We start from the raw sequence: 23,148 nt of genomic DNA, 5'->3' as shown, positions 1-23,148 counted from the left end.
ATGCGCCCAAAAATGCCCGGACGGCGGCTCTCCCGGCAGCCGTCCGCGACCTGTCACATGTTCGGATAAACCGGCCCCTCGCCGCCCTGCGGAGGCACCCAGTTGATGTTCTGGTTGGGGTCCTTGATGTCGCAGGTCTTGCAGTGGACGCAGTTCTGCGCGTTGATGACGTAGACGTCCTTGCCGTCCTTCTCCACCCACTCGTAGACGCCCGCCGGACAGTAGCGGGTGGACGGGCCGGCATAGACGTCGAGCTCAGAGGTCTTCTGCAGCTCCGGGTTCTTGAGCTGGAGGTGGATCGGCTGGTCTTCCTCGTGGTTGGTGTTCGACAGGAACACCGAGGAGAGACGGTCGAAGGTCAGCACGCCGTCCGGCTTCGGATAGTCGATCTTGTTGTGCTTTGCCGCCGGCTCCAGCGAGGCCGCGTCCGTCTTGCCGTGCTTCAGCGTGCCGAAGAAGGAGAAGCCGAAGAGCGTGTTCGTCCACATGTCGAGGCCGCCGAGCGCCACGCCGACGGCCGTGCCGAACTTCGACCATAGCGGCTTGACGTTGCGCACCTTCTTCAGGTCCGAGCCGATGGCGCTGTCGCGCCAGCCCTGCTCGATCTCGATCGGCTCGTCGTTCGCGCGGCCGGCGGCGATGGCATCGGCCAGCTTTTCCGCCGCGAGGATGCCCGAGAGCACCGCGTTGTGGCTGCCCTTGATGCGCGGCACGTTGACGAAGCCGGCCGAGCAGCCGATCAGCGCGCCGCCCGGGAAGGAGAGCTTCGGCACCGACTGGTAGCCGCCCTCGGTGATGGCGCGCGCGCCGTAGGAAAGGCGCTTGCCGCCCTCGAAGGTGCCGCGGATGGCGGGGTGCGTCTTGAAGCGCTGGAATTCCTCGAAGGGATAGAGCCAGGGGTTCTTGTAGTTGAGGTGCACCACGAAGCCGACGGCGACGAGGTTGTCCTCCAGGTGATAGAGGAACGAACCGCCGCCGGTCTTCATGCCGAGCGGCCAGCCGAAGGAATGCTGCACGAGGCCGGGCCTATGGTTCTCGGGCTTGACCTGCCAGAGTTCCTTGAGGCCGATGCCGAATTTCTGCGGCTCGCGGTCCTTCGAAAGGTCGAATTTCGCGATGAGCTGCTTGGCGAGCGAGCCGCGCACGCCTTCGCCGATCAGCGTGTACTTGCCGAGAAGGGCCATGCCGCGGGTGTAATTCGGGCCGGGCTCGCCACTCCGCTCGATGCCCATGTCGCCGGTGGCGACGCCGATCACCGCGCCGTCGTCGTTATAAAGCACTTCCGTCGCGGCAAAGCCCGGATAGATCTCGACGCCGAGTTCTTCCGCCTTGGTCGCCAGCCAGCGACAGACATTGCCGAGCGAGACGATGTAGTTGCCGTGGTTGTTCATCAGCGGCGGCATGAAGGCGTTCGGCAGGCGCACGGCGCCGGCCGGCCCGAGGAACAGGAAATGGTCGTCCGTCACCTCGGTCTTGAAGGGATGGCTCCCGTCCTCGCGCCAGTCCGGCAGGAGGCGGTCGATGCCGATGGGATCGACGACGGCGCCGGAGAGGATATGCGCGCCGACCTCCGAACCCTTTTCCAGAACGACGACGGAAAGCTCGGGGTTCACCTGCTTCAGACGGATGGCCGCGGAAAGGCCGGCGGGGCCTGCGCCGACGATCACCACGTCGAATTCCATGCTCTCGCGCTCGGGGAGTTCCATTTCTTCGCTCATTCGTCTTTCTCCACCCCGCAACCCCTCGAAAGCCGCGGAAAATCCCTCTTGTCGGCCTGTCATGACAAATACGGCGAACCTTGTCGAGCCGGTCTGCGACAGACGATCCCCGCATTTGCGCATGACGTCATGATACCATCCACCGTTTTATTGACTTTAACGTAAACGTCAACATGCCGCCGGTTGCACCGCCACCTCATCGCTTGATTCCGGCTGCCGGGGGGAATAGGCATCGTGCAGTCCACACTGCGGAGGATCGTCGCCCCATGTCTGAGATTATCCGATCGCTCCAGCGCGACCTGAACGATTTCGGCGAAGACCTTCACCTTATCGGAGCGGAGGCGCTTGCCGGCCGGCATCCCGGCGAGCACCCGGACAATCTCGGCGCAGGCGCGATGGCGGCACCGGAAACGCCGGAGGCGGCGGTCGCCGTGGTGCGCTGGTGCCTTGAGAACGGCGTGCCGATGGTGCCGCAGGGTGGGCGCACCGGCCTCGTCGGCGGCGGCACCAGCCGGCCAGGCGAGCTCATCCTTTCCACTGCGCGGCTTGCCCGCATCGAGGCGATCGATCCCCTCGCCCGGACAGCGACCGTCGGCGCGGGCGTGACCTTGCAGGCCTTGCAGGAGGCCGCCGCGGAATTCGGCCTCACGCCCGGCATCGACCTTGCCGCCCGCGGCAGCGCCACCATCGGCGGCATGATCGCCACCAATGCCGGCGGCATCCTCGCCTTCCGCAACGGCGTGATGCGCCATCAGGTGCTCGGCATCGAGGCCGTGCTGCCGGACGGCAGCCTCTTCAGCGACCTAACGCGCGTGCTGAAGGTCAGCGCCGGGCCGGACATCAAGCAGCTTCTCATCGGTTCCGAAGGCGCCTACGGCTTCGTCACCCGCGCCGTGCTGAAACTCGAAACCTTCAATCCGCTGCGCGCCACCGCGCTCGTCGGCGTGCCGGATGCCACGGCGGCGCTCGCCGTCATCGCCCATTTCCGCGCGCAGCCGGCCTTGCAGCTCGAAGGGGCGGAGCTGATGTGGCGGCACTATTTCCGCGACAGCGCGGGAGAACGCGGCTTCGGCCTCGACTGGCTGGCGGCGGAAACGCCGGCCGTGCTGCTGCTGGAAGTTTCCGCCGCAAGCGAGGCGGAGGCGCGCGCGGCCCTGGAAGACGGGCTTGCCGCACTCTGGGAAGAACAGGGGCTGACGAGCGGCATCGTCGCCGCCTCGCTCGACCAGGCGCGGCGCTTCTGGGCGATCCGCGAGGAGAGCGATTTCATCTATCGCCTGCACCCCGCCGCGCCCTCCTTCGACGTCTCCGTGCCGCCGGGCGCGCTCGATGCCTATGTTGCAGGTCTTGAGGCGCGGCTGAGGGCGGTCGACGCCGGCTTTGCGGCCTATGTCTACGGCCATGTCGCGGACGGCAACCTGCATATCTCCGTCTTCGGCGAGGGCGCGGCCGCGCCGGCGATGAAGCGGCCGATCGAGGATGCGGTCTATACGGGCGTTTCGGGCCTCGGCGGCAGCTTTTCCGCCGAGCACGGCGTCGGCCTCGAAAAGCAGCGCGCCTTCCTTGCCTACGGCAATCCCGTCCGTCGCGCGGCGGCCGTGGCGATCAAGGCCGCGCTCGACCCCAAAAACCTCTTCAATCCGGGCAAGGTGCCCTTCGCCTGAGCCCAAAATGGAAGGATAACGTCATGGATCTTGGAATTTCCGGCAAGCGCGCCCTCGTCCTCGCCTCCTCCCGCGGCCTCGGCAAGGGCATCGCCGTGGCGCTCGCCCGCGAGGGCGCGCATGTGCTGCTGTGCGGGCGCAGCACGGAAACGCTCGAGGCCAATTGCGCTGCCATCAATGCGGAAGGTCCCGGCCGGGCCGACTGGGTGCAGGCGGACCTCGGCGATGCCGGTTTCGTCGAGACCATCGTCAAGGCCGTTTCGGAAAAGCTCGGCGGCGTCGACATCCTCGTCAACAATTCCGGCGGGCCGGTACCGGGCTCGACCGAGGACATGGACGCGGAGAAGCTCGCCGCCTATTTCAACTCCATGGTGCTGCGGATCATCACGCTCACCAACCGGCTTCTGCCCGGCATGAAGGCTGAGGGCTGGGGCCGCATCCTCACCGTCGCCTCCTCCGGCGTGATCGAGCCGATCCCCGGCCTTGCGCTCTCCAACACGCTGCGCCCGGCGCTCGCCGGCTGGTCGAAGACGCTGGCGAGCGAAGTCGCGCAATACGGCGTCACCAGCAACCTGCTCCTGCCCGGCAGCATCTTCACCGACCGGCTGAAGAGCCTCGACGCCGCAGCCGCCGAGCGCAGCGGCCGGAGCGTGGAGGAGGTGAAGGCCGCCTCGGAAAAGGCGATCCCCGCACGGCGCTACGGCACCGTCGAGGAATTCGCCGCCACCGCCGCCTTCCTGTGCAGCGCACCGGCAAGCTACGTCACTGGCAGCGTCATCCGCTGCGACGGCGGGGCGGCGCGGTCGGTGTGAAGCCGCGCGGGAAGTGCCCCTCATCCGCCTGCCGGCACCTTTGTAACTTCCCTTTGCCCGGGATTGGCGTTGTACTGCCGATTGCGGTGGCGGATGAGAGACCGCAGCACCTTTGGGACACCAAGCCCGTGGGAGAGCCTGGGTCTTCATCCGCCGTTCCATCGAACCCGAACAGTCGCCAGGGCCGCTCGCGCATGCGAAGCCCGCTTAGGCAAGGATGGGACAGGATGGACGTGATCGTTGGCATTGATGTTTCGAAGGACCGGCTGGATGTGCATGTTCTTCCGGCCGGTGACAGTTTCCTTGTCGGCAACGACCATGCCGGCGTGGATGGACTGATCACCCGGCTGCGAGAGGCAAAGGCCGATGTCGTGGCGCTGGAAGCGACCGGCGGTTACGAGATGCTTGCGGCTGCGGGCCTGTCATCGGCCGGCCTTGCCGTTGTCGTGGTCAATCCGGCGCAGGTTCGTTCCTATGCCAATGCGCTGGGCAAACGTGCCAAGACCGACCCGATCGACGCGGCGGTGATCGCAGCCTTCGTGGCGGCGACGAAACCGGATATCCGGCCGTTGCGCGATGAGGAGAGTGAAGCCTTCTCGGCCATCGTGTCGCGCCGCCGCCAGATCGTGCAGATGATCACGGCGGAAGAGAACCGGGCACGGATGGCGCAGACGAAGGAGACACAGAAGAGCATCAAGCGCCTGCTTGCCGCGCTCCGGCACGAACTTGCAAGCCTGGACGACGAGCTCGACGGCCGTATTCGCAAGTCGCCCTTGTGGCGGGTGCGCGAGGCGCTTCTGACGTCTGTGCCGGGTGTCGGGCCGACCACCGCCCGCACGCTGATTGCCGAGATGCCCGAACTCGGCACGCTCGATCGGCGCCAGATCGCCTCACTGGCGGGGATCGCGCCGTTCACGCGGCAATCGGGCAAATGGCGAGGCAGGAGCTTCATCGGCGGCGGTCGCGGCAAGGTGCGCGCCGTGCTCTTCATGGCCGCCCTCGTGGCGTCCCGTCACAACCCGGTCCTCAAGGCTTTCCGCGACAGGCTCGTGGCTGCCGGCAAGCCGAAGATCGTCGCCATCGTCGCGACAATGCGAAAACTCCTCACCATCCTCAACGCAATCATCCGCGACGGTAAACCATGGAAAAACGCTTGACCACAAAGACAGTCGCTCTCCCCGCTTGCGGGGAGAAGGGGGTATGCCGGGCCCCTTTCCCCAGGCAAAATCCGTTCATAGGGCAAGTCCCCTCTCCCCGCTTGCGGGGAGAGGGTTAGGGTGAGGGGCAATCCCCCCGCCTCCCCTTGCCTTCCACGGCCGCCTGTGCCATCTGGCGCGCTCTTCATTTTCCGGCGCGTCCGACGCGCCTTTCACGCGGGGCCATTCGCTCCGGTTCAACACAATTTGGCACTCACAGGGGGCACGGCGATGGCGCGGGCACTCGGGCTCGATTTCGGCACGACGAACACGGTTCTGGCGCTGGCGACCGGCGGCAGCGAGACGCGGTCGATGCATTTCCAAAGCAGCGTCGGCGTGACCGACACGATGCGCACGGCTCTCTCCTTCATGAAGGATCCGCAGGTCGGCGCGCAGGCGCTGAAGGTCGAGGCGGGACAGGCGGCGATCCGCCAGTTCATCGACAATCCCGGCGATTGCCGCTTCCTGCAATCGATCAAGACCTTTGCGGCAAGCGCCCTCTTCCAGGGCACACTGATCTTCGCCCGCCGCCACGCCTTCGACGACCTGATGGAAATCTTCCTGCGCCGCCTCAAGGCCTATGCCGGCGCGGACTGGCCGGCGGAGGTCTCGCGGGTGGTCGCCGGCCGTCCCGTGCAGTTCGCAGGCGCAAGCCCCGATCCGGCACTGGCGCTGGAGCGCTACAACGCGGCGCTGACGCGGCTCGGCTTTCCGGAAATCCACTATGTCTACGAGCCCGTGGCGGCGGCCTACTATTTCGCCCAGACGCTGAGGAGCGACGCCACCGTGCTCGTCGCGGACTTCGGCGGCGGCACGACGGACTATTCGGTGATCCGCTTCGAGCGGCAGGCGGGCCGGCTTTCGGCGACGCCCATCGGCCATTCCGGCGTCGGCATTGCCGGCGACCATTTCGATTCGCGCATGATCGACCACCTCGTCGCGCCGGAGATCGGCAAGGGCTCGCATTTCAAAAGCTTCGACAAGGTGCTGGAGGTGCCCTCCGGCTACTACGCCAATTTCGCGCGCTGGAACCAGTTGTCGATCTTCAAGACGACGCGCGAGTTCACCGACCTCAAGTCGCTGTTGCGCTCGGCGCTGGAGCCGGAGAAGCTGGAGCTCTTCATCGACCTCGTCGAGCATGACGAGGGCTATCCGCTCTACCAGGCGATCTCGGCCACCAAGATGGCGCTCTCGGCAGACGAGGAGGCGGAGTTCCGCTTTCCCCCGCTCGGCAAGGCCGGGCATAAAAGCGTCAGGCGCGCCGATTTCGAAAGCTGGATCGCGCCGGACCTTGCCCGCATCGAGGGCGCGCTGGACGAGGTTCTGGAAAAGACGAATACGCCGGCGGGCGCCATCGACAAGGTGTTCCTGACGGGCGGCACCTCCTTCGTGCCGGCGGTGCGTAATCTCTTCCTGCGCCGTTTCGATGCCGGGAAGATCGAGAGCGGCGGCGAGCTTCTTTCCATCGCCCATGGTCTTGCCCTCATCGGCGAAAGCGACGACGTGGCGGCCTGGGCGGCGTAAGCGGCTTTCCTCTCCGCTCCCGCTTCGATAATGTACCCGCCATGAACGCCGCCAGAGACCTTCACCCCGAGCAGCTCCGTTCGCTCCTGCATTTCTATGCGGATGCGGGCGTGGAATGGCTGCTGGAGGAAGAAGCCGTCGACCGCATCGCCGAGTTCGAGGCGATGCGCGCGGCGCGCGGTATCGCACCCCCGCGCGAGGCGGCCCCCGCCCCGCAGCCGGCCGCCCGGCAGGCCCCGGCGCGGCAGGAACAGCCGCGCCCGGCCGCCCCGGCGCCGCTGCCGAACGTGGCGATCCCCGACAGCCAGGCCGTGGCGGAAGCGGAATTTGCCGCGAGCAACGCCCGCTCGCTGGAGGAACTGCGCACGGCGATGGAGGCCTTCAACGGCTGCAACCTGAAGACCAGCGCGCGCTGCCTCGTCTTCGCGGAAGGCAATCCGAAGCCCTCCGTCATGGTGATCGGCGCCATGCCGAACGCCGAGGACGACCGCGACGGCCAGCCCTTTTCCGGCCGGCAGGGCGCGATGCTCGACCGCATGCTCGCCGGCATCGGGCTTGCCCGCGCCGATCTTCTCCTCACCAATGTCGTGCCGTGGCGCCCGCCGGGCAACCGCCCGCCCTCGCAGCGCGAGGCCGATATCTGCCGGCCGTTCATCGAGCGGCAGATCGCGCTCGCCGAGCCGAATCATCTCTTGGTCCTCGGCAATTTCGCGGCGCGATTCCTGCTGCGCTCCAACGATACGATCCACCAGTTGCGCGGAGAATGGCGGACTGTGGAGATTTCCGGCCGCACGATTCCGGCCTTTGCGACGCTGCATCCGCAGGATCTCGTGACGGCGCCGGTCAGCAAGCGGCTTGCCTGGCAGGACCTGCTTGCTTTCCGTGCAGGGCTGAACGGCTAGCCGAAAGGCTCCATCTCCTTTTTTCAATGGCTTAGGCGAACCGCTTTGCGGGACCCGCATCGCATTTGCCGCGAATCTGCCGCAAGCATGAACAAAATGCTTCAGCAGCCATGCGAATTTCTCATACCAGCCGGGCAGAATGTCGCATTGCAAAATCAATGCTGCAGCGCAATATGGCGATGTGGGAGGGACAGGATTTAAGGAATCGACCCATGACCGCCCGCTTTCGGCCCATCCATTCGAGCTTCGAGACGCTCCGCCATTCCGGTCTTCGCGCCGGCCGCGGCTTCGGCGGCATCGCTGCCCCGGCCAACGAGCAGATGACGGCCACCGGCTTTACCCGCATCAACCGTCCCGTCCAGCTCTTCTCCGACTTCATCCAGCGCTGAGGGATCGACGATGGCCCGCATCCGCAAGCTGATGTCCGACATCGCCGATATCCGCGCCGCCGTGAATGCAGCGCGCGAATATTCCGTGCTCGCCTCGCTGCCGCGCGATGCCGCCCAGCGCCGCGACCCGCTCAAGGCCTTCCTGCCGAACTGAGCCGCTTTGAAAAACGGCGGGCGTCGTGGTATCGTCTTCGACGTGAGGAGGTGAGACGCCTTTTCTCCGGTGGGAACCGGGCCGAAGCCCGATCCCCGTTTTCTTAGCTGATTGTCAGGCTGAACCGCCAAGTCCTGAACCTGATCGTCAGCGTAAGCCGGATTTTCAAACGTCTCACCTCCTTTCGTTTTGCCGGAAATCGATCCGGCCATTCCTCATAACACAACCCTGCCGGGAATCACCAAACCATCCGGGAAATCTTCCCGGATTACGCCAGCCGTTGTCGCTGTAGACAGCGCGCGGGCGCCGCAATAGAGCGACAGTCGCAAACCTGTCGCGCCATTCTGCGGAGCCCTCATGCTGGCGAGCCTCGCCTCCATTCTCAGCCTGATGCTGTCCACCCTCCTCATGATGGTGGCCTTCGGCCTCCAGAGCTATGTCGTGCCGGTGCGGGCCGTCGCGGAGGGCTGGTCGACGCAGACGATCTCGATGATCGCGACGGGCTATACGATCGGCTTCACGCTTTCCTGCGTCGTCACGCCGAAATTCGTGCTGCTCGTCGGCCATGTGCGGGTCTTCGTCGCGCTGATCACGCTCCTGGCCATCGCCATCCTGCTCTGCGCGCTTGCCGTCGACTGGCGGGCCTGGATGCTCTTTCGCGGCATTTCCGGCTTTGCCATTTCCGGCAGCTACCTCATCATCGAAAGCTGGCTGAACGAGCGGGTGACCAACGAGAACCGCGGCTCGGTCTTCTCCATCTATCTCATCACCACCATGGTCGGCACGATCGGCGGGCAGTATCTCGTGCCGCTCGGCGATCCGTCGAACACCTCGCTCTTCATCCTGTGCGGCATCATCTTCTCCGTCGCGCTGCTGCCGACGGCGCTCACCTCCTCGCCGCTGCCCGCCCCGCCGACGCAGGCGCGCTTCAACGTGCCGGCGCTCTACCGCCGCTCGCCCGTCGCCGTCGTCGGCGCGTTCCTGGCCGGCGCGCTCTCCGGCGCCTGGCTGAACCTCGGCGGCGTGTTCACCCAGCGCACGGGCCTTTCCACCGCCGAGGGCGCGACGCTGCTCGCCTCGGTACTGATCGGCAGCGCCCTTTCGCAGATCCCCATCGGGCGGGCCTCCGACCGCATGGACCGCCGCCTCGTCATGGTTGCCTGCGGGGCGGTCGGCACCGTCTCCTGCCTCGTCATGGCGATGGTTTCCGGCGGGCCGGCGGCGCTGCTCTATGTCGTCGCGGCCTTCGTCGGCTCGGTCATCTTCCCGATCTATGCGCTGAACGTCGCCCATGCCAACGACCGCGCGCAGCCGGACGAATATGTCGAGGTCTCCTCCGGCATGATGATCGTCTACGGCTTCGGCACGATATCCGGGCCGCTGATGGTCGGGCCGATCATGGACCGCTTCGGGCCGGGGTCGCTCTTTGCTGTGCTGGCCATCTATTTCGCCCTCTACGGCGCCTATGCGGCCTGGCGCATCAGCCGGCGCGAGGAGAACGACGGCCTCGTCGCCAAGACGGACTTCCAGGCGATGGCCGCGCAGCCGCTCGGCGCAGATGCCGCCGCCGCCGCGCTCCAGCCGGATGCGCCCGCCGAGGACGTGCTGGAGGACACCACGACGCCGGAATGGCGTCAGCCCTGAGGCGTGATGTGCTTGCGGGCCGCGCGGCGCTGCAGGCCGAGGCGATGCTCGCGCAGGATGACGAAGATGCCCGCGATCACCACGATGACCGTGCCGACCAGCATGGCGCCCGTCGGCACGTCGCCGAACAGGAAATAGCCGATGACGAGGCCGAGCACGATCGAGGTATATTCGAACGGCGCGATGGTGGAGACGTCCGCATAGCGGTAGCTCGCCGTCAGGAGAAGCTGGGCGATGCCGCCGCAGAAGCCGGCGAGCGCAAGAAGGATCAGCGCCTGCCAGCTCAGTTCGCTCCAGCCGAAGGGCAGCGTCACCAGCGAGAAGACCGAGGCCGAGAGCGAGAAATAAAGGACGATCGTATGCGTGCGCTCGGCCTGCACGAGCTTTCGCACCAGCACCATGGCGCAGGCCCCGAGCGTCGCCGAGGCGAGCACGGCGAGCGCCCCCATCGCCTCCACGGAGCCCACACCGCCGTCTCGGAAAAGCGTGAGGCGCGGCCAGGTGATGATGACGACGCCGGTCAGCCCCACCAGCACCGCCGACCAGCGGTAGAGGCCGACGGTCTCCTGCAGGAACACCGCGGCGATGACGACGGCAATCAGCGGCATGGCATAGCCGATGGCGATCGCCTCCGGCAGCGGCAGGCGGGTGAGGCCGTAGAAGCCGCAGCCCATGGCGAGGATGCCGACGAAGCCGCGCATGAGATGCCCGGTGAGATCGCGGGTGCGGAAGGCGTCGACGAGCTCGCCGCGACAGCCGAAATAGATGGCGATGGGCACGATGGCGAAGGCCGAGCGCAGGAAGGTGATCTGCCCCGCCGCCATATCCTTGCCGGCCGCCTTGATGAGCGTGGACATGCACAGGAAGATCACCACCGAGGCGACCTTGAGCAAGATACCCCGCATAGGGTTCGAATACGGCGCGTCCATGCAAAACTCGTCGCGCCAGGCAGTCCGCCGCAGAGGCGGGCCGTGGCGTCAGGCATCGAAAGGAGCCGTCGAAGCGGCCCGCAGGATTTCAAGTCTAGCGGGATTGCCCGGCCGGTGGCATCAATTCTGCTGATGTTTCGCGGATATTTTTGATCGAATGGCGCCCTAAGCGTTGAGCGCCATCCAGACTTTCTGCGGCGTCGCCGGCATGTCGATATGGGTTATGCCCTTCTCGCGGTAAAGCGCATCGACCACGGCATTCATGACGGCGGGACAGGCCCCGATGGTGGCAGCCTCCCCCGCGCCCTTGATGCCGAGCGCATTGGTCGTCGAGGGCACGTTGCGCGTCTCGAAACGGAAGAAGGGCAGGAGATCGGCGCGCGGCATGCCGTAGTCCATGAAGCTCGCCGTCAGGAGCTGGCCGTCCGGCGAATAGACCGCCTCTTCGGTGAGGCACTGGCCGATACCCTGCACGATGCCGCCATGCACCTGGCCAAGCAGCAGGACGGGATTCACCGTCAGGCCGAAATCGTCGACGACCTGGTAGTTGACGATCTCCGTCGTCCCGGTCTCCGGGTCGATCTCGACCTCCACCACATGGGTGCCGTTCGGATAGGTCGCCTCGTCCTGCACGAATTCGGCGACCGCGACAAGGTCGTCGCCGCTCTTTGCGGCGCGGGCGATGGCGGCGTAATCCAGCGCCTGGTCCGTGCCGACGACGCGTGCCTCGCCCGCCACCAGCTCGATATCCTCGACCGCGGCCTCCAGCTCCTCGCCGGCGATGCGTTTCATTTTCTGCGCGAGGTCCTCGCTCGCCGCGGCGACGGAGGCGCCGCCCAGCGGAATGGAGCGCGAGCCGCCCGTGCCGCCGCCCTTCGCAAGGTCCTTCGTATCGCCCTGCCGCACCGTGATGCGGTCGAAATCGATGCCGATCTTCTCGGCGATGAACTGGCTGTAGGCGGTGGCGTGGCCCTGTCCGTTGGTCTGCGTGCCGATGAAGAGGGTGATCGTGCCGTCGCCCTCGAGGCGGATATGCGCGGGCTCGGAGCCGGCGAAGGCGCAGGCCTCCACATAGGTGGAAAGGCCGATGCCGCGGATGCGCCTGCGCGTCTTCGCTTCTGTCGCGCGGGCCGGAAAATCGGCCCAGCCGGCGCGTTCCATGGCAAGCGTCATGTGGCCGTCGAATTCGCCGACATCGTAGAGCCGGCCGCCGGCCGTGCGGTAGGGAAACTGCTCGGGGCGGATGAAGTTGAGGCGGCGGAAGGCTTCCGGCGAGAGGCCGAGGTCGCGTGCGGCCGTATCGACCATCCGCTCGATGACATAGGCCGCCTCGGGCCTTCCGGCACCGCGATAGGCATCGACCGGCGTGGTGTTGGTGTAGAAGGCCCGGATATGCATGTCGAGCAGCGGGATGTCGTAGACGCCGGTCGCCATGATCGAGGCCATGGTGGGGATCATCGGCCCGTATTGCGAAAGATAGGCGCCCATGTTCGCATCCATGCGGATGCGCAGCGCCGTAATGCGGCCCTCCGCCGTCATCGCCACGGCGGCATGGACGATGCTGTCGCGGCCATGCGCGTCGGCAAGGAAATGCTCGCCGCGGCTCGCCACCCACTTCACCGGCCGGCCGAGACGCTTCGCCGCTTCCATGACCAGCGGATATTCGCGGTAGTTGAAAGCCTTGGTGCCGAAGCCGCCGCCGACATCGGGCGTCACGACGCGGATCTTCTCCGGATCGACGCCGAAGACGTGCCGCGCCAGCGAATTGCGCACGCCATGCACGCCCTGCGAGCCGCAGGTGAGCGTGAATTCCTCCGCCTCTTCATTCCATTCGCCGAGCGCGGCGCGGGTTTCCATATAATTGGAGACGAGGCGGTTGTTGACGACGGTGATTTCGGAGACCCGCTCGGCCGCGGCGAAGGCCTTCTCCACGGCCGCCGCGTCCCCCGTCTGGTGCCGATAGGCGAGGTTGGAGCCGAGCTCGGGCCAGACGAGCGGTACACCTTCCCCGCCGGCCTCGGCGAGCGAGACATTCGCCTCGTCCATGTCCCAGTCGATCTCGACGAGCTCGGCGGCGTCCTCGGCCGCCTCCTGGCTGTCGGCGACGACGAAGGCGACCGCGTCGCCGACATGGCGCACGCGCTCGCGACAGAGCACCGGCGTGCCCCGCAGCGGATGCTTCGTGCCGTCCGGCTGGATGACCTGCGCAAGGCAGGGCACGTCGCCGAGATGGGCGACGTCGGCCGCCGTCATGACGAGATGCACGCCGGGCGCTGATTCCGCCGCCTCGGTCGAGACGATGCGGAAGGTCGCCGCCGCATGGGGCGAGCGCAGGACGAAGCCGCGCAACTCGCCCGGACGCACGATATCGCCGGTATAGGCGCCCTCGCCCTTCAGGAGCGGCAGGTCCTCCTTGCGCAAAGCGGAGGCGCCCACGCCGAATTTCGGTGCTATGGTGTCCATGACGGCGATGTCCTGAGATTGAAAGACGGGAGAGCCAAATCTAGTGCGGATCGGCGCGTTGTCGACCCCTTCCCGTTCGTTCCCCTGTGGAACAAAGTTGTGATCGAAGCGTCGCTGGCAATGAGATGTTAAGCGAATAAGCATATCAATCGGTGGAATTTGGGGGCAATGGGTCCCGGCGAACCGCCCGGTTGTATGAAAACGGGACAGGCCGGGGCAGCAGGAGACGGGACATACCATGCGGACAGAGAACGGCCGGATCATCCATCTGGCAGATTATCGCCAGACTGACTTCGTTCTCGAACGCGTCGACCTGACCTTCGAACTCGACCCGACCGAAACGAAGGTCGAGGCGCGGCTGATCTTCCACCGCCGCGAAGGCGCCTATCCTTCCGCCCCGCTCGTCCTCGACGGCGACGAACTCGTCATGACGAGCCTGCTCTTCGACCAGATGGAGATGGACAAGGCGCGCTACGACGCGACGCCCGAGAGCCTGACGATCCGCGACCTGCCGGCAAGCGAGCCCTTCGAGATCACCGTCACCACGATGATCAATCCCGAGGCCAACACACAGCTTATGGGCCTCTACCGCGCCAACGGCGTCTACTGCACCCAATGCGAGGCGGAAGGCTTCCGCCGCATCACCTATTTCCCCGACCGGCCGGACGTGCTGGCCGTCTACACGGTCAATATCATCGCCGACAAGGCGAGTTGCCCGCTGCTTCTTTCCAACGGCAATTTCCTCGGCGGCGCGGGCTATGGCGAAGGCAAGCACTTCGCCGCCTGGTTCGACCCGCACCCGAAGCCCTCCTACCTCTTCGCGCTGGTCGCCGGCGACCTCGGCGTGGTGGAAGACACGTTCGTCACCATGTCCGGCCGCGAGGTGGCGCTGAAGATCTATGTCGAGCACGGCAAGGAGCCGCGCGCGGCCTATGCCATGGACGCGCTGAAGCGCTCCATGAAATGGGACGAGGAGGTATTCGGCCGCGAATACGACCTCGACATCTTCATGATCGTCGCCGTCTCCGACTTCAACATGGGCGCCATGGAGAACAAAGGGCTCAACGTCTTCAACGACAAATACGTGCTGGCCGACCCGGAAATCGCCACCGACCAGGACTATGCGAATATCGAGGCGATCATCGCCCACGAATATTTCCACAACTGGACCGGCAACCGCGTGACCTGCCGCGACTGGTTCCAGCTCTGCCTCAAGGAAGGCCTGACGGTCTATCGCGACCACGAGTTCTCCGCCGACCAGCGCTCGCGCGCCGTCAAGCGCATCGCCGAGGTGCGGCACCTGAAATCCGAGCAGTTCCCGGAGGATGCGGGGCCGCTCGCTCACCCGGTGCGCCCGACGAAATACCGCGAGATCAACAACTTCTACACGACGACCGTCTATGAAAAAGGCTCCGAGGTGACGCGCATGATCGCGACCATCCTCGGCAAGGACGGCTTCAAGAAGGGCATGGACCTCTATTTCGAGCGTCACGACGGCGATGCCGCGACGATCGAGGATTTCGTGAAATGCTTCGAGGATGCCAACGGCGTCGACCTTAGCCAGTTCTCGCTCTGGTACAACCAGGCCGGCACGCCGCTCGTCAGCGTCTCCTCGGCCTATGACCAGGGCAAGGGCGAATTCACGCTCTCGCTGGAGCAGATGATCCCGCCGACGCCCGGCCAGAGCGTCAAGGAGCCGATGCACATTCCGCTGCGCTTCGGCCTGCTGCTCACCGACGGTTCGGAAGCCAGCCCCTTCGCCGTCAGCGGCGCGGACGTGACCGGCGATGTGCTGCACCTGACCGAGCGCCGCCAGACCGTCACCTTCTCCGGCATCGCCTCGCGCCCGGTCGTCTCGCTCAACCGGGGCTTTTCCGCGCCGATCAACCTGCATTTCGAGCAGGCTGCCGCGGACCTTGCCCATATCGCGCGGCATGACGGCGACCTCTTCGCCCGCTGGCAGGCGCTGAACGACCTTGCGCTTCCGACCCTCGTCGATGCCGCCCGCAAGGCGCGCGCCGGCGCGCCGGTCGAAACGAGCGACGTGCTGGCCGATACGCTGATCGCCATCGCCGCCGACGAGAGCCTGGAGCCTGCCTTCCGCGCACAGGCGCTCGCCCTTCCCTCCGAATCCGACATCGCCCGCGAGCTCGGCAGCAACAACGACCCGGACGCCATCCGCACCGGGCGCGAAGCCGTGCTCGCCTTCGTGGCGAACCGCGACCCCGCCGTCTTCGCCGCTCTCTTTTCGGGCCACCACACCGAAGGCGCCTTCACGCCGGATGCTTCGGGCGCCGGCCACCGCGCGCTGCGCAATGCGGCGCTCGCCTATCTCGCCGTCTCGGACGGCACGCCGGCCCGCGCGGCGGAAGCCTTCGCCAGCGCCGACAACATGACGGACCTCAGCGCCGCCTTGACGGTGCTTGCCCACCGCTTCCCGGATGCACCGGAAACGGCAGAGGCGCTGGAGGCCTTCCGCGCGCGCTTTGCCGACAATGCGCTGGTCATCGACAAGTGGTTCTCCATCCAGTCGACCATTCCGGGCGACGGCGCGCTGGACCGCGTCAAGGCGCTGATGGAAAGCCCGCTCTTCAACAAGGCGAACCCGAACCGCGTGCGCGCGCTCGTCGGCACCTTCGCCTTCTCCAACCCGACCGGCTTCAACAGGGCGGACGGCGCGGGCTACCGCTTCCTTGCCGACCAGATCCTCGAGATCGACCCGAAGAACCCGCAGCTTGCCGCCCGCATCCTTACCTCCATGCGCTCCTGGCGGGCGCTGGAAGAGGTGCGCTCGGACCACGCCCGCAACGCGCTGCGCGCGATCGCTGCGGGCGAGAAGCTCTCCTCCGACGTGTCGGACATCGTGGAGCGCATGCTGAAGGCGTGAGCTGTCGGCTCACTTGTCCGGCGGGCAGACGCGGATGCGGTGGCCGTCGGGATCGAGCGCGACGAAGGTGCGGCCGAAGACGGCCGTGAACGGCGCCTGCTCGATCGTCACGCCCGCCGCGCGCCACTCGTCATGCAGCCGGTCGATTTCCGCATCGTCGTCGACGACGACGGCGATCTCGCCGCGGTGGCCCGTGCCGCCCGACACGAATTCCGGCGAGCTGGCCGACCACAGGCCGAGGCCAAGGCCGTTGGGGAACCGGAAGGACACGAAGCCCGGCGACAGCACCTGCGGCGCGGTGCCGAAGATCGTTTCGTAGAAGCGGCCGCTTGCCGGCGCGTTCTCGACATAGAGGATCATGAGATTGGGGGAGATCATGGGGTCTTCCTTTCGTGTTGACGGGAATGATCCTAGTCGACACCGCTGCCAGAAATTGGCAGTATCCTGCCATGGCCCGATCCGAACGACTGCTCTCCCTCCTCCAGGTCCTGCGCCGCCATCGCCGGCCCGTCAGCGGCGCGACGCTCGCCGCCGAGCTCGGCGTCAGCATCCGCACGCTCTACCGCGACATCGCCACGCTTCAGGCGCAAGGCGCCGATATCGAGGGTGAGCCCGGCGTCGGCTATGTGCTGCGCCCCGGCTTCATGCTGCCGCCGCTGATGTTTTCGCAAGGCGAGCTGGAGGCCCTGATGCTCGGCTTCCGCTGGGTGGAGAAATTCGCCGATGCGCCCGTGACGAAAGCGGCGACGGATGCGCTCGCCAAGATTTCCGCCGTGCTGCCGGCCGAGCTTCGCGAGGAGCTGGAGAACACGGCGCTGCTGGTCGGCCCGCGCAAGATCGTCGACAGCGAGACCGTCGACCTTGCGCTGCTGCGCGCGGCGATCCGCCGGGAGCGCAAGCTGCGCCTTTCCTATGCCGATGCGGCGGGCGCCGTCACCGAGCGGATCGTCTGGCCGGTGGCGCTCGGCTATTTCGAGGACACGCGCATCCTCGTCGCCTGGTGCGAGCGGCGGCAGGCCTATCGCCATTTCCGCACCGACCGCATGCTGGGCCTCACGCTGCTGGAGGCGCGGCCGCCGCGCCGGCGCGCGGCGATGCTGAAGGAATGGCGCGAGAGCGAACCCGGCCCGCGCCGGCCGGCCGCCCCGCCGCCGGATGCAATTTCCCAACCATAAGAATTGGTTAAAAGTCCGTTACCTTTTCCTCTGGACAAGCCGAATCACAATTGATTCATTAGGGCAGATTCGGGCGAGCGGCGCGCCGAATCACGAGAGGGTACAAGGTTTATGACGATGGCGGACGCGCAACGAGGACGCGCAGCCGGCGGGTGGACTCGTCTCAGATTTCCGGGAATGGCGGCCTGGGAAGATGAGTTGACGGGACAGGCGAAGATTTTCGCCGGACCTGCCGCACGGCACCTGGCACGGGCGGAGCCCGTGCTGAAACGGTCGATACCGATCCTGATCATCGCCTTCCTGTTCGTGGTGGCCGTCTCGCGCATGGCCGGCATCATCGTCGAGCACGACCGGATGGACACGGGCGTCAGGGATGCGACCTCGCTGACGGCGATGGCCGTGGGCGCGGTGTTCTCCGGCCCGCTGGCAGACAGCCTTGCCGCCTCCGACCGCATGGCCGTCGAGGCCGCGCTTTCCGTGCATCTGCCGCAGGATCGCCTTCAGCCCGGCGGCATCGTGCTCTTCGTCGCGGAGGACGGGCGGGTCTTCGGCGCCTCGCTGGCGGCGGCGCGCTATGTCGGCCAGTCGCTCGCGCGCTTCTCGCCGGAGCTGGCGGCCAGCCAGTATTTCGGCCCGCAGGCCGGCGTCTTCCGCACCGGCATCGACGGCGGCGACTACTATGCCGCGCTCGTGGAAATGCCGCGCAAGGGCGGCTTCGTCGTCGTCGCCAACCCGATCGGCCAGCTTGCCGTGTTCTGGCGCGACGAGGTGGCGCTGAACGTCACGCTCTTCGCCGGCATCTCGGCCATCCTGCTCGTCATCCTCTATGCCTATTACATCCAGGCCAAGCGCGCGCGCGACGCCGACGCGATCTTCGCGGAATCGAACCTGCGCGTGGAAACGGCGCTCGCCCGCGGGCGCTGCGGCCTCTGGGACTTCGACCTTGCCAGCCGCCGGCTGTTCTGGTCGCGCTCCATGTACGAGATGCTCGGCATGCCGCCGCGCGACAGCGTGCTCTCCTTCGGCGATGCCGCGCGCCTGATGCATCCCGACGACGACGGCATCTACCAGGTCGCCCGTTCCGTCGCCCGCGGCGAGGCGAGGCAGGTGGAGCAGGTCTTCCGCATGCGCCACGCCGACGGCCACTATGTCTGGCTGCGCGCCCGCGCGCAGGTCATCCGCATGGCGTCGGGCCGCATGCACATCATCGGCATCGCCATGGACGTGACCGAGCAGCACCGGCTCGCCCAGCGCTACCAGGAGGCCGACCAGCGCCTTGCCGACGCCATCGAATGCACGTCCGAAGCCTTCGTGCTGTGGGACAAGAACGACCGGCTCGTCATGTGCAACGCCCATTACCAGCAGGCCTACGGCCTTCCGGACGACGTTCTCGTGCCCGGCACGGAGCGCGCGGCGGTGCATGCCGCGGCCGCCCGCCCGGTCATCGAGCGCCGCATCGCGGACGCCGACGGCACCGGCATCTCGCAGACGACGGAAGTGCAGCTTGCCGACGAGCGCTGGCTGCAGATCAACGAGCGGCGCACGCGCGACGGCGGCCTCGTCTCGGTCGGTACCGACATCACCATGATGAAGCGCCATCAGGTGCGCCTGCGCGAATCCGAGCGGCGGCTGATGGCGACCATCGGCGACCTTTCCGCCTCCCGCGCCAAGCTGGAGCGCCAGAAGGCCGAGCTGTCGCTGGCCAATGCCAATTACCAGGCGGAGAAGGAGCGCGCCGAGGCGGCCAACCGCGCCAAGTCCGAATTCCTCGCCAACATGTCGCACGAGCTGCGCACGCCGCTCAACGCCATCCTCGGCTTCTCCGAGATCCTGCAGAACCAGATGTTCGGCCCCATCGGCTCGGACAAGTACCGCGAATATTCCCGCGACATCCACGAGAGCGGCAAGCACCTGCTCAACGTCATCAGCGACATCCTCGACATGTCGAAGATCGAGGCCGGGCACCTGCGCCTGAGCTGCGAGACGGTGGACCTCGCCCCGCTGATCGAGGAGACCATGCGCCTCACCATGCTCCAGGCGGAGAAGAAGGAGATCGACGTGCGGCAGACCTGCCCGTCCCATCTCCTCACCGTCGCGGACCGGCGGGCGATGAAGCAGATCCTGCTCAATCTCCTCTCCAACGCCATGAAGTTCACCAATCCGGGCGGCAGGGTCGAGGTGCGCGCGCGCCGCGTCGAAGGCGCCGTCACGCTCACCATCGCCGACACCGGCATCGGCATCCCGAAATCCGCCCTCCAGAAGATCGGCCAGCCCTTCGAGCAGGTGCAGAGCCAGTACGCCAAGAGCAAGGGCGGCTCCGGCCTCGGCCTCGCCATCTCCCGCTCGCTGGCCCACCTCCACGGCGGCGCCATGCGCATCCATTCCGTCGAGGGCAAGGGCACGATCATCTCCGTGCGCATCCCCGACCGCGAGCGGCTGGCGGCGCTGCATCTGGCGGCCGCGTAAAAAGGGTACACCGGCGCTTTACCGTGCGTGGGACACACCGCCACCCAACCACCGACGTCATCCTCGGGCTTGACCCGAGGATCCATGCCACGAACTCAAGGCGTGCGGAGAGGTGTGGATCCTCGGGTCAAGCCCGAGGATGACAAAGGAGAGGTGGGAGAGAAAAAGGGAAAGACGCGCGCGAGAGAGGGAGAGTTTGTGTATGTTGAGGTGAATGAATGAGCGGGCGGGTGTGAGTGAACCATCTCCCCTCCATGTGCGCCTACCCCTTCACCACCCCCTGGAAAATCTTCCGCACCGCCTTGGAAATCCGCCGCAGCTCCGCCTCCAGCGTACGCAGGTCCGGGCAGTCGCCGGCCCGGCAGACGAGGTCGATGAGGCCGGCGGGGGCTTCCTTCGGGTCGAAGCCGCCGTCGACGCACAGGCGCACGATCTGCGATATCTCCGTATAGAGCGACAGCGCCTTCTGGACCGTGTCGAGGTCGTTTTCGTCCATCATCGCCGCACCGAGGATGGCCAAAGCCTCGCCCGTCGGCAACGCCCTTTCCGGCTGCGGCGCGCCGCGCGCGGGCGCGACCAGCGCGAGGAACTGGGCGATGAACTCGATGTCGATCACCCCGCCGGCAATGAGCTTTAAATCCCAGATGTCCTTCGGCGGCTTCTCCTCGTCGATGAGGGCGCGCATTTCCGCGACGTCCTTGGCGATCTTCGCCGTGTCCCGCTTGCGGGCGAGGACCGTGCGGAGGATTTCCTCCGCCTCGGCGATCAGGCTCTCGTCGCCGGTAAGAAGCCGCGCGCGCGTCAGCGCCATGTGCTCCCAGGTCCAGGCCTCCTCCGCCTGATATTTCGCGAACGAAGTGATGCGTGTGGCGACGGGGCCCTTGTTGCCGGAGGGGCGCAGCCGCATGTCGACCTCGTAGAGCACACCTTCGGCCGTCGGGGCGGAGAGCGCCGCGATCAGCCGCTGGGTGATGCGGGTGAAATACCGGATGTTGTCGAGCGGCTTGGGACCGTCGGACTCGAAGGCGTCGTTGTCGTGGTCGTAGAGGAGGATGAGGTCGATGTCCGAGCCGGCGGTCAGCTCGAAGCTGCCGAGCTTGCCCATGCCGACCAGCGCCACGCGCCCGCCGGGAAATTTACCATGCGCCGCCTCGATCTCCGCCAGCACCGCCTTCAGCGTCGCGGCGACGATGAGGTCGGCGACGTGGGTGAAGGCGCGCGCGGCCTGCTTTCCGGTGATCGCGCCGGTCAGGAGCCGGATGCCGATGAGGAAGCGCTGCTCGGCGGCGATGATGCGCAGGCGATCGAGGATGTCTTCATAGTGCCGGGCGCCGGAAAGGAAGCCCTCGATACGTTCGGCAAGATAGGCGCGCGTCGGCAATTCGGCGAGAAGGCCGGGATCGAGCATGCCGTCGAAGACATGGGGCTTTGCCGCGATGATCTCGGCCAGCTTCGGCGCCGAGGACATGATGTTGACGATGAGGGAGAGCAGCGCCGGATTGTTGCCCAGCAGCGAGAAGAGCTGGATGCCGGCCGGAAGGCCCGAGATGAAATTGTCGAAGCGCAGCAGCGCCTCGTCCGCCCGCTTGCTTTCGCCGAAGACGCGCAGCAGTTCCGGCGTCAGCTCCGTCAGCCGCTCGCGCGCCTCGACGGACTGCGTTGCGCGGTAGCGGCCGTAATGCCAGGTGCGGATGGTGCGGGAAATGTCGGACGGGCGCTCGAAGCCGAGCCGCTTCAAGGTCTCCAGCGTATCGGGATCGTCGTTCTGGCCGGTGAAGACGAGGTTGCCCGTCTCGGAGGAGAGCTTCGCCTCCTGCTCGAAGAGCGCGGCATAGCGGCGCTCGACCGTGCGCAGCACCTCGACGAGCCGCTTCGAGAAGGCGGCCGTGTCCTCGAAGCCGAGCATGAAGGCGATGCGCTTCAGTTCCGCCTCGGTCTCCGGCAGGAGATGGGTCTGCTCGTCACGCACCATCTGGATGCGGTGCTCGACGTCGCGCAGGAACCAGTAGGCCTCTGTCAGCTCCGCCGCCGTCGCCGCGTCGATCCAGTTGGCTTTCGCAAGCTCGGCCAGCATCGGCTCGGTGGCGCGCAGGCGCAGCGCCGGCACGCGGCCGCCCGCGATCAACTGCTGGGTCTGCACAAAGAACTCGATCTCGCGGATGCCGCCGCGGCCGAGCTTGACGTTGTGCCCCTTCACCGCGATCTCGCCGTGGCCCTTGTGGGCATGGATCTGCCGCTTGATCGAATGGATGTCTGCAATGGCCGCATAGTCGAGATATTTGCGGAAGACGAAGGGCACGAGGCCCTTGAGGAAGGCCGCGCCCGCCGCAAGGTCGCCGGCAATCGGCTTGGCCTTGATGAAGGCGGCGCGCTCCCAGTTCTGCCCGCGGCTCTCGTAGTAGAGCATGGCCGAATCGAAGGAGATGGCGAGCGGCGTCGCGCCGGGATCGGGGCGCAGGCGCAGGTCCGTGCGGAAGACATAGCCGTCCGCCGTGCGCTCCTGCATGATGCGGATGAGGCGGCGCACGATCCGTGAAAAGGTCTCGACGGCCTCGCTCGGATCGGCCGCGACATCGGCCATCGGATCGAAGAAGACGACGAGGTCGATATCGGAGGAATAGTTGAGCTCGGCGGCGCCCAGCTTTCCCATGCCGAGCACGATGAGGCCCGATTTCTCGCTCGGACGGGCGGGATCGGGCAGCTTCAGCTTGCCGCTCTCATGCGCCGCAAGGAGGAGATGGTCGATGGCGGCGGAGGTCGCGGCCTCGGCAAGCGCCGTCAGGAGCGCCGTCGTGCGGCGCGCGTCGAAGATGCGGGCAAGGTCGGCAAGCGCGGTGAGGAAGGCGACCTCGCGCTTGGCGACGCGCAGCCGCGTCATCAGCGCAGCCTCCGTCACCTCCCCCTCCTCCGTCCGCCATGCGGCGCGGGCGCGGGCGATCGCCGCCTCGATGGCCGGCAGGATCGGCTCCTCCAGCGCCCGGGCGAGAAGGCCGGGATCGATGCGGGCGGTATCGCGGAGATACGGCGAGAGCGAGAAGGCCGCGACGATGAAGTCCTTCAGCGGGCCTTCCTCGCCAAGAAGCCGGGCGATGGCGGCGTGGTCCCGGCCCCAGTCCTTGAGGTCGGAAAGGACCGATTTGGCCTCCGTCTGGCTCAGGGGCCGGATCGGGCTGGCCGAAAGATCGGAAAACCGCGTCGCTTCCGTCACGCTCATGATGTCTCCTC

General features: G+C 66.6%; 16 protein-coding genes. 11 read left to right on the top strand and 5 right to left on the bottom strand.

Features of this window, described 5'->3' with window-relative positions; all coding sequences use genetic code 11:
• Positions 1 to 53 precede the first annotated feature (53 nt).
• A complete protein-coding gene (locus ACZ5TO_RS04575; protein WP_464799713.1) occupies positions 54 to 1,718 on the bottom strand; it encodes an electron transfer flavoprotein-ubiquinone oxidoreductase in 1,665 nt (554 codons plus the stop codon).
• Between the two features lie 266 nt (positions 1,719 to 1,984).
• Here ACZ5TO_RS04575 and ACZ5TO_RS04570 point away from each other — a divergent pair, with 266 nt between their 5' ends.
• The 8 genes from ACZ5TO_RS04570 (at position 1,985) to ACZ5TO_RS04535 (ending at position 10,003) form a co-directional block, all read left to right on the top strand.
• Positions 1,985 to 3,382, top strand: coding sequence for an FAD-binding oxidoreductase (locus ACZ5TO_RS04570; RefSeq protein WP_464799712.1), 1,398 nt, complete (start codon positions 1,985 to 1,987; stop codon positions 3,380 to 3,382).
• Between the two features lie 23 nt (positions 3,383 to 3,405).
• Positions 3,406 to 4,194, top strand: coding sequence for an SDR family oxidoreductase (locus ACZ5TO_RS04565; RefSeq protein ID WP_464799711.1), 789 nt, complete (start codon positions 3,406 to 3,408; stop codon positions 4,192 to 4,194).
• A gap of 227 nt (positions 4,195 to 4,421) precedes the next feature.
• Positions 4,422 to 5,351 carry an IS110 family RNA-guided transposase gene (locus ACZ5TO_RS04560; RefSeq protein WP_464798050.1) on the top strand — a complete coding sequence of 310 codons (930 nt, stop codon included), beginning with the start codon at positions 4,422 to 4,424 and terminating at the stop codon, positions 5,349 to 5,351.
• 270 nt (positions 5,352 to 5,621) lie between these two features.
• Positions 5,622 to 6,914, top strand: coding sequence for an Hsp70 family protein (locus ACZ5TO_RS04555; RefSeq protein ID WP_464799710.1), 1,293 nt, complete (start codon positions 5,622 to 5,624; stop codon positions 6,912 to 6,914).
• Between the two features lie 41 nt (positions 6,915 to 6,955).
• On the top strand, positions 6,956 to 7,816 hold the full coding sequence (locus ACZ5TO_RS04550) for a uracil-DNA glycosylase (RefSeq protein WP_464799709.1): 861 nt from the start codon (positions 6,956 to 6,958) through the stop codon (positions 7,814 to 7,816).
• Positions 7,817 to 8,028: 212 nt separating this feature from the next.
• Positions 8,029 to 8,205 (top strand): hypothetical protein, encoded by a 177-nt coding sequence (locus ACZ5TO_RS04545; protein ID WP_464799708.1) that lies wholly within the window; start codon positions 8,029 to 8,031, stop codon positions 8,203 to 8,205.
• A 10-nt stretch (positions 8,206 to 8,215) separates the two neighbouring features.
• The gene (locus ACZ5TO_RS04540) at positions 8,216 to 8,359 is read left to right on the top strand and encodes a hypothetical protein (protein ID WP_184147022.1); all 144 of its coding nucleotides are present in this window, start codon (positions 8,216 to 8,218) and stop codon (positions 8,357 to 8,359) included.
• 357 nt (positions 8,360 to 8,716) lie between these two features.
• Positions 8,717 to 10,003, top strand: coding sequence for an MFS transporter (locus tag ACZ5TO_RS04535; protein WP_464799707.1), 1,287 nt, complete (start codon positions 8,717 to 8,719; stop codon positions 10,001 to 10,003).
• Here ACZ5TO_RS04535 and ACZ5TO_RS04530 read toward each other — a convergent pair.
• Together ACZ5TO_RS04530 and ACZ5TO_RS04525 are read right to left on the bottom strand one after the other, a co-directional pair.
• Positions 9,994 to 10,932: a DMT family transporter gene (locus tag ACZ5TO_RS04530; RefSeq protein WP_464799706.1), complete on the bottom strand. Its 939-nt coding sequence runs from the start codon at positions 10,930 to 10,932 to the stop codon at positions 9,994 to 9,996. The genes ACZ5TO_RS04535 and ACZ5TO_RS04530 overlap by 10 nt on opposite strands.
• A gap of 165 nt (positions 10,933 to 11,097) precedes the next feature.
• Positions 11,098 to 13,395 carry a xanthine dehydrogenase family protein molybdopterin-binding subunit gene (locus ACZ5TO_RS04525; RefSeq protein WP_464799705.1) on the bottom strand — a complete coding sequence of 766 codons (2,298 nt, stop codon included), beginning with the start codon at positions 13,393 to 13,395 and terminating at the stop codon, positions 11,098 to 11,100.
• Positions 13,396 to 13,633: 238 nt separating this feature from the next.
• On the opposite strand from ACZ5TO_RS04525, the gene pepN reads away from it, so the two are divergent.
• The gene (gene pepN, locus ACZ5TO_RS04520) at positions 13,634 to 16,282 is read left to right on the top strand and encodes an aminopeptidase N (RefSeq protein WP_464799704.1); all 2,649 of its coding nucleotides are present in this window, start codon (positions 13,634 to 13,636) and stop codon (positions 16,280 to 16,282) included.
• Positions 16,283 to 16,291: 9 nt separating this feature from the next.
• Here pepN and ACZ5TO_RS04515 read toward each other — a convergent pair whose 3' ends face one another.
• Positions 16,292 to 16,660, bottom strand: a complete 369-nt coding sequence (locus ACZ5TO_RS04515; protein WP_464799703.1) for a VOC family protein — start codon at positions 16,658 to 16,660, stop codon at positions 16,292 to 16,294.
• 71 nt (positions 16,661 to 16,731) lie between these two features.
• On the opposite strand from ACZ5TO_RS04515, the gene ACZ5TO_RS04510 reads away from it, so the two are divergent.
• Complete coding sequence (locus tag ACZ5TO_RS04510; RefSeq protein ID WP_464799702.1) at positions 16,732 to 17,457, top strand: helix-turn-helix transcriptional regulator; 726 nt, start codon at positions 16,732 to 16,734, stop codon at positions 17,455 to 17,457.
• Positions 17,458 to 17,574: 117 nt separating this feature from the next.
• On the top strand, positions 17,575 to 19,923 hold the full coding sequence (locus ACZ5TO_RS04505; RefSeq protein WP_184147030.1) for a PAS domain-containing sensor histidine kinase: 2,349 nt from the start codon (positions 17,575 to 17,577) through the stop codon (positions 19,921 to 19,923).
• A gap of 262 nt (positions 19,924 to 20,185) precedes the next feature.
• On the opposite strand, the gene ACZ5TO_RS04500 is transcribed toward ACZ5TO_RS04505, so the two are convergent.
• Positions 20,186 to 23,137 (bottom strand): bifunctional [glutamine synthetase] adenylyltransferase/[glutamine synthetase]-adenylyl-L-tyrosine phosphorylase, encoded by a 2,952-nt coding sequence (locus ACZ5TO_RS04500; protein ID WP_464799701.1) that lies wholly within the window; start codon positions 23,135 to 23,137, stop codon positions 20,186 to 20,188.
• Positions 23,138 to 23,148: the final 11 nt, after the last annotated feature.

Source organism: Shinella sp. Sh6 (genome assembly GCF_055392685.1).
This window is presented reverse-complemented; position numbering and strand designations above follow the sequence as displayed.

Coding starts and splice junctions, on each gene's coding strand:
- ACZ5TO_RS04545 (WP_464799708.1), top strand. CDS start 8,029: ATGACCGCCCGCTTTCGGCCCATCCATTCGAGCTTCGAGACGCTCCGC.
- ACZ5TO_RS04515 (WP_464799703.1), bottom strand. CDS start 16,660: ATGATCTCCCCCAATCTCATGATCCTCTATGTCGAGAACGCGCCGGCA.
- ACZ5TO_RS04500 (WP_464799701.1), bottom strand. CDS start 23,137: ATGAGCGTGACGGAAGCGACGCGGTTTTCCGATCTTTCGGCCAGCCCG.
- ACZ5TO_RS04555 (WP_464799710.1), top strand. CDS start 5,622: ATGGCGCGGGCACTCGGGCTCGATTTCGGCACGACGAACACGGTTCTG.
- ACZ5TO_RS04550 (WP_464799709.1), top strand. CDS start 6,956: ATGAACGCCGCCAGAGACCTTCACCCCGAGCAGCTCCGTTCGCTCCTG.
- ACZ5TO_RS04525 (WP_464799705.1), bottom strand. CDS start 13,395: ATGGACACCATAGCACCGAAATTCGGCGTGGGCGCCTCCGCTTTGCGC.
- ACZ5TO_RS04505 (WP_184147030.1), top strand. CDS start 17,575: ATGGCGGACGCGCAACGAGGACGCGCAGCCGGCGGGTGGACTCGTCTC.
- pepN (WP_464799704.1), top strand. CDS start 13,634: ATGCGGACAGAGAACGGCCGGATCATCCATCTGGCAGATTATCGCCAG.
- ACZ5TO_RS04530 (WP_464799706.1), bottom strand. CDS start 10,932: ATGGACGCGCCGTATTCGAACCCTATGCGGGGTATCTTGCTCAAGGTC.
- ACZ5TO_RS04560 (WP_464798050.1), top strand. CDS start 4,422: ATGGACGTGATCGTTGGCATTGATGTTTCGAAGGACCGGCTGGATGTG.
- ACZ5TO_RS04565 (WP_464799711.1), top strand. CDS start 3,406: ATGGATCTTGGAATTTCCGGCAAGCGCGCCCTCGTCCTCGCCTCCTCC.
- ACZ5TO_RS04510 (WP_464799702.1), top strand. CDS start 16,732: ATGGCCCGATCCGAACGACTGCTCTCCCTCCTCCAGGTCCTGCGCCGC.
- ACZ5TO_RS04540 (WP_184147022.1), top strand. CDS start 8,216: ATGGCCCGCATCCGCAAGCTGATGTCCGACATCGCCGATATCCGCGCC.
- ACZ5TO_RS04570 (WP_464799712.1), top strand. CDS start 1,985: ATGTCTGAGATTATCCGATCGCTCCAGCGCGACCTGAACGATTTCGGC.
- ACZ5TO_RS04535 (WP_464799707.1), top strand. CDS start 8,717: ATGCTGGCGAGCCTCGCCTCCATTCTCAGCCTGATGCTGTCCACCCTC.
- ACZ5TO_RS04575 (WP_464799713.1), bottom strand. CDS start 1,718: ATGAGCGAAGAAATGGAACTCCCCGAGCGCGAGAGCATGGAATTCGAC.